This window comes from Hydrogenophaga sp., assembly GCF_026125825.1.
GTDB lineage: Bacteria > Pseudomonadota > Gammaproteobacteria > Burkholderiales > Burkholderiaceae_C > Hydrogenophaga.
This window is the reverse complement of record NZ_JAHCKK010000124.1, coordinates 1-9,244: the sequence shown is the minus strand read 5'-3', so window position 1 is coordinate 9,244 and position 9,244 is coordinate 1. Positions and strand designations below refer to the sequence as shown.

Sequence of the window (9,244 nt, the reverse complement as noted above, 5' to 3'; positions counted from 1 at the left end):
CGCCTTGCCAGCCATGTCGGTGGCGGTCTTCAGGGCCTGGTCGGTCAATCCGCTGGCGACCTGCCGCGTGGTGTCGAGCGCGGTCTGCTTGGCCACGTCTTTCATGGCGTTGCTCGCGATCTGCTGGAACTGCTGCGACAGCGCGCCCCACCACTGCATCGGGTCCACCACGCCACCGGCGGCCGGTGTCGCGGAGGCCGCCTTGCGGACAGCCTTCTTCTTGCGCGGCGCGGGCGCTGGCGCCGGTGCGGCCTCGGGCCTGGGCTCGGCGGGCGTGCCATAGGTGCGGGGTGGCACCTCCAGGCCGGCGAAGGGCGTGGGCGCGGCGGCCGGCGAGCCGGTGAAGCCGGCCAAGGTGTCCGCGGCCTTGATCTTGAGCGCGTTGGCCACGTCGCCCATGCTGAAGTTCATGGTCTTGAGCGTGGACAGCGTCATCCTCTGCACTTCCAGCGCCTGGATGGTGGCGCCCAGCGCCTTGGCGTTCTGGTCCAGCCAGAAGTGCACGGCCTTGAGCTCCTCGATGCGCTTTTCCAGGTCCTCCACATTGAAGGTGGGCGCGACCCAGCTGCCGAGGTTGGGCAGTTGCGGAATGTTCTGGCTGATGCCTTGCGCCACGCCGCCTGCGGCCTGGCCCGCGAGGTTCTGCAGAAACTCGAATCCGGGAACGAATTTGCCGAAACCACTGCCGGGGGCGTCGCTCATGGAGATCTCCTGTCGTGCCGTCTAGGGCTGGTCTGTTTCAGCCGTCCACGCCATAGCGGGGTGCGCGGCGCTCACGCAAGGATGCCACACCTTCACGCACGTCGGGCCCGGCAAAACCCATGAATTCGAGCGCCAGCGAGGTGTCGAACGCGGGGCCGGCCTGGCGCAGCCAGTTGTTGAGCGAGTACTTGGTCCAGCGGATCGCGGTCTGGCTGCCGCTGGCCAGGCGATCGGCCACTTCGTAGGCTTTGTCGAGCAGCGCCGCATCGTCCACCGCGAGCGAGACCAGGCCGATGCGCTCGGCCTCCTCCCCGCTGATGGGGTCGCACAGCATCAGGTAGTACTTGGCCTTGGCCAGGCCGCACAGCAAGGGCCAGACGATGGCGGCGTGGTCACCGGCCGCCACACCCAGGCGCGTATGGCCGTCGACGATCTTGGCGCTCTTCGCGGCGATCGAGATGTCGGCCAGCAGGCCGGCCACCAGGCCGGCGCCCACAGCCGGGCCATGCATGGCGCTGACGATGGGCTTGTCGCAGTTGATGACGTTGTAGACCAGGTCGCGCGCTTCCTTCCACACGCGCGTGCGCACGTCGAAGTCGGTCGCCATGTCCTGCACCAGCGCGAGGTCGCCGCCACCGGAAAAGCCCATGCCGCTGCCGCGCAGCACGGCACAGCGCACGCTGTCATCGCGCCCCACGTCGCGCCAGATCTCGCTGAGTTCCCAATGGCCCTCGTGGCCTGCGGTGGGCAGTTTGCCGTTGCCGCCCGGACCGTCGGCGCGCATCTGAATGTCGAGCACCGAGGGCACACCGTCCACGGCGGGACCGCGGCGGGTGATGGAGAGGGTCTGGTAGCGGCTGTAGTCCACGGGGCTGGTCATGCGGGTCTCCTGAAGGGAAAGGCGGGGTTCTGGCGGTCATTGTGCTCGACCGCGCGCCAGCGTCTATGCTGGCGGCCATGAACCCGACCACCGCACCGCTGCACACCCGCAGCCTGTTCCACTTCGCCTTCAACGTCACCGACCTGGACGCGGCGCGCCGCTTCTACGGTGGCGTGCTCGGCTGCGCCGAGGGCCGCAGCACCGAGACCTGGGTGGACTTCGATTTCTTCAGCCACCAGATCTCGCTTCACCTGGGGGAGCCGTTCAGAACACAGCGCACCGGCCGTGTGGGCGAGCACTTGGTGCCCATGCCGCATTTCGGCCTGGTGCTGCTGCTGCCCGAATGGCAGGCGCTGGCCGATCGGCTGCAGGCCGCGGGCGTGGACTTCGTGCTTGCGCCTCAGCGGCGTTTCGAGGGGCAGCCCGGCGAGCAGTGGACGATGTTCTTCTGCGACCCTTTCGGCAACCCGATCGAGGTCAAGGGCTTCGCGTCGATCGAGCAGGTCTACGCCAGTTAGCAGGCCTCGCCTGCCGCGCTGTGCGCCCCCCCTGGGGTGGCACTGGCGGGGTCACTTCACGCCCCCGCCAGGTTGAACCTCACTGCGCCAGGGGAGCGATCTTCTGGTCGATGGCGCCGAACACGGACTGGCCGTCCTTGCCCTTCATCTCGATGCGGATGGTGTCGCCGAACTTCATGAAGGCGGTCGAGGGCTGGCCATCGAGGATGGTCTCGATCGCGCGCTTCTCGGCAATGCAGCTGTAGCCCTTGGGCCAGTCCTTGCGGCCATCCACATCCGTGCCCTTGTTGCTCACCGTGCCACTGCCCACGATGGAGCCGGCTCGCACATTGCGCGTCTTGGCGATATGGGCCACCAGCTGGCCGAAATGGAAGGTCATCTCCGGGCCTGCCTCGCACATGCCCACCTTGCGGCCGTTCCAGGTCGATTGCATGGTCAGGTGCACGCGGCCACCCTGCCAGGCGTCGCCGAGTTCGTCGGGCGTGACCGCCACCGGGCTGAACGCGGTGGCCGGCTTGCTCTGGAAGAAACCGAAACCCTTGGCCAGCTCGGACGGGATCAGGTTGCGCAGAGACACGTCGTTGACCAGCATCAGCAGGCGCACGCCCTCCAGGGCCTGCTCGGGCGTGGCGCCCATGGGCACATCGCCAGTGACGACGGCGATCTCGGCCTCGAAGTCGATCCCGAAGTCTTCACTGGGCACCACCACGTCTTCGCAGGGGCCGATGAAGTCGTCGCTGCCGCCCTGGTACATCAGCGGGTCGGTGTAAAACGACGCCGGCACTTCGCTGTTGCGCGCCGCGCGCACCAGCTCCACGTGGTTGATGTACGCCGAGCCATCGGCCCATTGGTAAGCGCGCGGCAGCGGAGCCATGCACTGCGCAGGGTCGAACGGGAAAGCGTGGCGTGCCTTGCCCTGGTTGAGCGTGACGTACAGGTCGTGCAACTGCGGGCTGATGAAGTTCCAGTCGTCCAGCGCCTGCTGCAGCGTGTGCGCGATGCCGGTCGCATAATGCGCCGTGCTCAGGTCGCGGGAGACCACCACCAGTTGTCCGTCGCGCGAGCCATCTTTGTAAGTGGCGAGTTTCATGCAAGTCTCCTGCTGTCAAGTTGGGATCGGAGCGGGCACAGGGTCCGTCCAGGGGCGAATCGGTGGCACACTCGGGGGGCGTCCTGTAATTACGAATAGTGAAATCGATTCACCTATTCGTAAAAACCAGATTCTAGACGAAAGCCCCGCCGGCTGCGGCAGCTTCTCCCATCCGCCCGGGGAACCCGCCGCCCGCCCCGCCATCCAACCTTCGTGACCCTGATTCACATGCCTGTTGCCCAACGCCCCGCCCTCGACACCGAAGCCCGTGACGACGCGGAGCCTTTGCGCGCGGGCATCCAGTCGGTCGAGGTCGGCTTCGAGCTGCTCGACGCCCTGTCGCAAGCCGACGGCGCCCTGATGCTGCGCGACCTGGCGGCGGCCGCGGGCATGAGCGCGGCCAAGGCGCACCGTTACCTGGTGAGCTTCCAGCGCATGGGTCTGGTGGTGCAGGACCCGGTGAGCACGCGCTACGACCTGGGCCCCGCCGCGCTTCGCATCGGGTTGGCCAGCCTGGCGCGGCTCGATGCGGTGAAGTTCGCGCGCGAGCGCATCGACGGCCTGCTGGCCGAGACCGGCCACACCCTGGCCATCGCGGTGTGGGGAAACCAGGGACCCACCATGGTGCACTGGATCGAGGCGCCCCAGACCGTGCCGGTCACCTTGCGCCTGGGCGATGTCATGCCGCTGCTGACCTCGGCCACCGGCCGCTGCTTTGCCGCTTTCATGGGCAATGAAGGCCGCGATGCCCAGCGCATCGCCCCCATGGTGCGCGAAGAGCTGTCGCGCCTGAAAAAGCTGCCGCTGCACGGCGAGCTGCCCTTGGTGGACGTACCCCAGTCGCTGCCGGAGGTGCAGGCCCTGCTGGAAGACACCCGGCGCCGGGGTCTCGCGCGCGTGGTGCACAGCCTGCTGCCCGGGGTGGGCGGTTTCTGCGCTCCGGTGTTCGATGCCCAGGGCCGGCTCGCGCTGGGCCTGGTGGTGCTGGGCTCCGTGGCCACGCTGGATACCGACTGGGAGGGCGCCCCGGCCACCGCCTTGCTGCGCTGCGCCCGCCAGCTCAGCGCCGACCTGGGGCACCGCCCCCTTCCCGCCAGCCCATGACCCCGGCGCCCGCACCGCCCCGCATCTCGCCGCGCTGGTCCGTGCTCGCGCCGCTGGGGGCGCTGGTGCTGGGGGCGCACCTCGTGCTGCTGGCTGGCGGCATCACCTTGCCATTGCCCGGCACCGCCCGGGCGCCAGAGACCCCGGCAACAGCCCCGCTCGCATCCGCCGCGCACACCGCGCCGCCCGCGAATGCCGCCGCCCCGGCGGCCCGCCCGCAGCCGGTGCACGTGAGCACGGTGCGCTGGATCGTGCCCATGGCGGCAACGGTGCCCGCGACCGAGCCGGCACCCAAACCCCGCCCCGTCGCGAAGATGGCGGCGGCGGCCCGACCTGTCCCAGTCCCCGACCCAACCCCGGCCCCAGCACCCATCGCCGAGGCCCAGCCAGCGCCCGAACCGGCCGAAAGCACCGCTGAAGCCACGGCCGACGCGCTGCCCCCGGTTGCGCAGGACGTGGCGATGATCGAACCGCCCGCACCCGCGCCGGCGCCCGCCGAACCACACGCCGAACCGCCCCCTTCGGCCCCTGCGGCCGCGCCCGACGAGCCTGAGGCCGTCGAGTCCGCGCAGACCGACGACACCCTGCTGGCCGCAGCCGGCGCGAAACGCCCGTCGCGCGCCAGCGTGGCCCTGCCACCCGCCACGCCACCGCCCAGCACCCGCCTTCACTACGACGTGACCGGCAACGTGAAAGGGATCGGCTACAAGGCCCAGGGCACCCTGGACTGGAGCGTGGCCGACGGGCGCTACGAGGCCCGCATGGAGATGCGCGTGCTGCTGCTGGGCAGCCGCTCGCAGACCAGCACGGGCCGCATCGGCCCCAACGGCCTGATGCCCGAGCGATTCGCCGACAAGAGCCGCAGCGAAAAAGCCGCCCATTTCGACGCCGCGCAACATCGCATCCGCTTCAGCAGCAACGCACCGGAAGCCCCCCTGCAGCCCGGGGCGCAGGACCGCCTGAGCCTGTTCCTGCAGCTCGCCAGCCTGTTGCAGGCGCGTCCGCAGGCCTACACCGCCGGCCAGACCGTGGACATGCAGGTGGCCGGCACGGGTGACGCCCCGGTCTGGCGTTTCGACGTGGGCGAGGCGTCGACGATGTCGCTGCCCGCGGGCGAATTCAAAGTGCGCCACCTGGTGCGCCAGCCGCGCAAGGAGTTCGACAGCCGCGTCGAGATGTGGCTGGCTCCGAGCCTGAACCACCTGCCGGTGCGCCTGCGCGTGACCCAGTCCAATGGCGACGTGGCCGATCAGCAACTCAGCCAGATGCCGTGAGCCACACCTTTGTAGGACAAACACCCTTCTGTGCCAAAAAAGACACGCATCTTGAAGTCCGGGGGAACGTCTCCACGTAAAGCTTCATCTGACCTATAAATCCGCGCCTGTTTGCCGATATAAGGTTGTCAGGAACGCAGTTTTTTCTTTTCAAGGATTTCAGTCATGCACATGCTTTACGACTCGGATGCCTTCGCTGTGGTCCACATCCTGGCCAACGCGCCCGTCGACGGCGACAACGAAGTGGCCGACGGCCCGCAGATTCCCCGCCATGGTTTCGAGATCGTGGACAAGCGCTCGGGCAAGGAGGTGTACCTCGATGGCTCGTGGGCCGAGATGTTCCAGCTCCAGATCACCGCCTGGCAGCAGAGCACGCCCTCCCAGGAAGAGGTGGAGGACACGCTCGAGGGCTACGCCACCCTGGCCCAGATGCCCGTGGTCATGCATTGAACGAACGCGTTCTCCGCCCACCAAGGCCGCTGCACCCCAGCGGCCTTTTTCATTTCGGGGCGCAGCGCCAGCGGTACAGCGGCTCGGCCAGCACCAGCACCGCCACCAGCCGGCAGACCTGGAAAGCCGTCACCACCGGCACGCCCAGTTGCAGCACCTTGGCGGTGATGGCCATCTCGGCGATGCCGCCCGGCGCGGTGCCCAGCAACAAGGTGACAGGGTGCAGGCCCGTGAGCTGCGCCAGCGCCCAGCCAAAGGCGGCACACATGCCCATCATGGCCAGCGTGGCAAAGGCCACCGAGGCCAGCCAGCGTGGCGCCGTGTGCACGAACGCCGGGGTGAACCGCACACCCAGGCTCACACCGATCACCAGCTGGGCCGCGTTGGACAAGCCCTGCGGAATGGCCGACAGGGTGTGGCCGCTCAAGGTCACCACCATGGTGACCAGCAAAGTCCCCATGAACCAGGGGTTGGCGCGACCCAGCCGCTGCATGGCCAGCGCGCCCAGCAGCGTGAGCCCGGCCAGCGCCAGCAGCCCCGCGGATTGCACCTCCCGCACGCTTTGCGCCGCGTTGTCGAGACCGCTCACACCGCCCAATTGCAGGGCGAAGGGAATGGTGACGGTGACCAGCAACACCCGCAGGCTGTGCGCGGCGGCCACAAGATCGGTTCGCGCGCCCTGGCGCTCCGCGATCAGCGTCATCTCGGACGCACCGCCAATCGCCCCGGCGAAATAGGTGGTGCAGCGCAGCTCCGCCGGCGTCAAGGCCACCAGATGTCCCGCATGCAGCCAGCGCAACCAGGCCGCGAAACCCAGCCCCAGGGCCAGGGCCCAGGCGATGCCCAGCCCGATCGCCCACCAGAGGCTGGCCACCAGCGCACCCACGGCCGGCGTGAAGTACAGGCCCAGCGCGGTGCCGATCACCCACTGCCCGCTGTTGCGCAAGGGCGTCCAGCTCTCGGTGCGCATGCCCAGCACCGACACCAGCGCCGTTGCCAGCAATGGCCCGATCATCCAGGGTATGGGCGTGCGCAACCAGCGGCACAGCAGGGCGGCGGCCAGGGCGATCGTCAGGGTGAGGCAGACGCGCGGCCACGAAACGGGCCGCAAGGAGGGCAGAAAGGACACGCGCAAAGAGGGGGTGAAAAGGCGTCGGGTGCGCTTAGTATCCACGCATGACCTGTCGAACCGCTGTCGCCCTGACCCTGGGCCTGTGCCTGCTCGCGGCCTGCGCGCACCGCCCACCGACGACCGTGGCGGCCCTGCTTGACCGCGTGCAGCCCGCACCGGTCTTGCTGCTCGGCGAGCAGCACGACGCCGCCGAACACCAGGCCCTGCAGCGCGAGGTGGTGCTGGCCCTGGCCCGGCGTGGGCAGCTGGGCGCGGTGGTGATGGAAATGATCGAACAGGGACGCAGCACGCTGGGCCTGCCCAGCGACGCCGACGAAGCCCGCGTGCGCGAGGCGCTGGACTGGACCGGGCAGAGCGGCTGGCCTTGGGAGGTGTATGGCCCGGTGGTGATGGCCGCCGTGCGCAGCGGCGCGCCCGTGATCGGCGGCAACCTGCCTCGCACGCAGATGCGCGGCGCCATGGGCCAGGCCGAACTGGACGGGCTGGTGAGCCCGGCTGTGCTGCAGCGCCAACGCGATGGCATCCGAGAGAGCCACTGCGGCCTGCTGCCCGAGAGCCAGATCGCGCCCATGACCCGCATCCAGCTCGCACGCGACCGCGCCATGGCGCAGACGGCCACCCAGGCCCTGATTCCGGGCAAAACGGTGCTGCTGGTGGCCGGCAACGGCCACGTGCGCGAGGACCTGGGCGTGCCCCTGCATCTGCCCGCCTCCGTGGGCCGCAAGGTGGTGATGGCGCAGGCCGGCGCCCCCCAGGACGCCAGCGCACCGCCGGCCGACGCGGTGTGGCAGACCCCCGCGCTGCCCCCGCGCGACCACTGCGCCGAGCTCAAGCAGCGCATGCCGTCGCGCTAAGCGCAGGGGCACCGGGCCGCGTCTACCCCAGCCGCCGGATGGCGTCGGCCAGGGTGCCCACCATGGTCTCGATCTGCGCGCGATCCACGATGTAGGGCGGTGCGAACACTAGGTTGTCGCCCGCGTTGCGCACCAGCACGCCCCGGTGGAAGCAGTCCAGGAAGACGTCAAAGGCGCGCTTGCCGGGCAGGCCGGGCTGCGGTGCGAGTTCCACGGCGGCCGCCAGCCCGAGGCTGCGGATGCCAATCACATGGGGCAGGCCCTTGAGCGCGCTGTGCATCGCGTCACCCAGCACCGGGCCCATCTCGCCCGCGCGGGCAAACAGGTTTTCCTCGCGGAACAGGTCCAGCGTGGCGATGGCCGCCGCACAGGCCACGGGGTGGCCCGAGTAGGTGTAGCCATGGAAGAACTCGATGGCGTGGTCCGGCGCGCTGCCGTGTGCGCCCATCATGGCGCCGTAGATGCGGTCGGTGCAGACCACGCCGCCCATCGGGAACACGCCATTGGTCACGGCCTTGGCGAAATTCAGCATGTCGGGCTGCACGCCGTAGTAGTCCGACGCGAAGGCCGTGCCCAGGCGGCCGAAGCCGGTGATCACCTCGTCGAAGATCAGCAGGATGCCGTGCTTGTCGCAGATCTCGCGCAGCCGCCTGAGGTAGCCCTGGGGCGGCACGTACCAGCCGGCGCTGCCGGCGACGGGTTCGACGATGACGGCCGCCACATTGCTCGGGTCGTGCAGCGGCAGGATGCGGTTTTCCAGCTCCAGCAGCAGATCTTCGTCCCACACCGGCTCGGTGTTGTGCACGTAGGCGTGTTTGACGGGGTCATGAATGAAGCGCATGTGGTCCACACGCGGCAGCAGCGCGGCGCCGTAGACCTTGCGGTTGGCCGGAATGCCCCCCACGCTCATGCCGCCAAAGCCCACACCGTGGTAACCGCGCTCGCGGCCGATGAAGATGTTGCGGTGGCCCTCGCCTCGCGCGCGGTGGTAAGCCAGCGCCACCTTCATCGAGGTGTCGGCGGCCTCGCTGCCGGAGTTGCAGAACAGCACCTTGTTCAGGTCGCCCGGGGCCATGGCGGCGATCATCTCGGCGGCGCGAAAGGCCTTGTCGTTGCTCACGCTGAAGGCGGTGCTGTAGTCCAGCGTGTCCAGCTGCTGCTTGATGGCTTCGTTGATCGGCCTGCGGTTGTGGCCGGCGCCCACGCACCACAGGCTGGAAATGCCGTCGATCACCTGGCG

At 69.1% G+C, this 9,244-nt stretch carries 10 protein-coding genes; 5 read left to right on the top strand and 5 right to left on the bottom strand.

The features are described 5' to 3' along the window. Positions 1-702: PhaM family polyhydroxyalkanoate granule multifunctional regulatory protein (locus KIT86_RS22785; protein ID WP_297402650.1), on the bottom strand; the 702-nt coding region annotated here is incomplete at its 3' end. A 37-nt stretch (positions 703-739) separates the two neighbouring features. Further along, complete coding sequence (locus KIT86_RS22780) at positions 740-1,570, bottom strand: enoyl-CoA hydratase/isomerase family protein (protein WP_297402656.1); 831 nt, start codon at positions 1,568-1,570, stop codon at positions 740-742. Between the two features lie 89 nt (positions 1,571-1,659). Here KIT86_RS22780 and KIT86_RS22775 point away from each other — a divergent pair, with 89 nt between their 5' ends. Further along, on the top strand, positions 1,660-2,100 hold the full coding sequence (locus KIT86_RS22775) for a VOC family protein (protein WP_297402648.1): 441 nt from the start codon (positions 1,660-1,662) through the stop codon (positions 2,098-2,100). Between the two features lie 79 nt (positions 2,101-2,179). Here the strand turns inward: KIT86_RS22775 and KIT86_RS22770 are convergent, their stop codons facing one another. Further along, positions 2,180-3,190 carry a fumarylacetoacetate hydrolase family protein gene (locus KIT86_RS22770; protein WP_297402646.1) on the bottom strand — a complete coding sequence of 337 codons (1,011 nt, stop codon included), beginning with the start codon at positions 3,188-3,190 and terminating at the stop codon, positions 2,180-2,182. Positions 3,191-3,418: 228 nt separating this feature from the next. Here KIT86_RS22770 and KIT86_RS22765 point away from each other — a divergent pair, with 228 nt between their 5' ends. From KIT86_RS22765 to KIT86_RS22755, 3 genes are all read left to right on the top strand, one after another. Then, positions 3,419-4,294, top strand: coding sequence for an IclR family transcriptional regulator (locus KIT86_RS22765; protein ID WP_297402654.1), 876 nt, complete (start codon positions 3,419-3,421; stop codon positions 4,292-4,294). After that, the gene (locus KIT86_RS22760; RefSeq protein WP_297402644.1) at positions 4,291-5,568 is read left to right on the top strand and encodes a DUF3108 domain-containing protein; all 1,278 of its coding nucleotides are present in this window, start codon (positions 4,291-4,293) and stop codon (positions 5,566-5,568) included. Before KIT86_RS22765 ends, KIT86_RS22760 begins: the two co-directional genes overlap by 4 nt. A 165-nt stretch (positions 5,569-5,733) precedes the next feature. Beyond that, positions 5,734-6,018, top strand: a complete 285-nt coding sequence (locus KIT86_RS22755; protein WP_297402642.1) for a DUF3567 domain-containing protein — start codon at positions 5,734-5,736, stop codon at positions 6,016-6,018. Positions 6,019-6,067: 49 nt separating this feature from the next. On the opposite strand, the gene KIT86_RS22750 is transcribed toward KIT86_RS22755, so the two are convergent. Next, a complete protein-coding gene (locus tag KIT86_RS22750; protein ID WP_297402652.1) occupies positions 6,068-7,138 on the bottom strand; it encodes an AbrB family transcriptional regulator in 1,071 nt (356 codons plus the stop codon). Between the two features lie 56 nt (positions 7,139-7,194). Here KIT86_RS22750 and KIT86_RS22745 point away from each other — a divergent pair, with 56 nt between their 5' ends. Further along, entirely contained in the window at positions 7,195-8,004 is an 810-nt protein-coding gene (locus KIT86_RS22745; protein ID WP_297402640.1) for a ChaN family lipoprotein, read from the top strand. A 22-nt stretch (positions 8,005-8,026) separates the two neighbouring features. Here the strand turns inward: KIT86_RS22745 and KIT86_RS22740 are convergent. After that, on the bottom strand, positions 8,027-9,244 hold a 1,218-nt coding region (locus tag KIT86_RS22740), incomplete at its 5' end, for an aminotransferase class III-fold pyridoxal phosphate-dependent enzyme (RefSeq protein WP_297402639.1).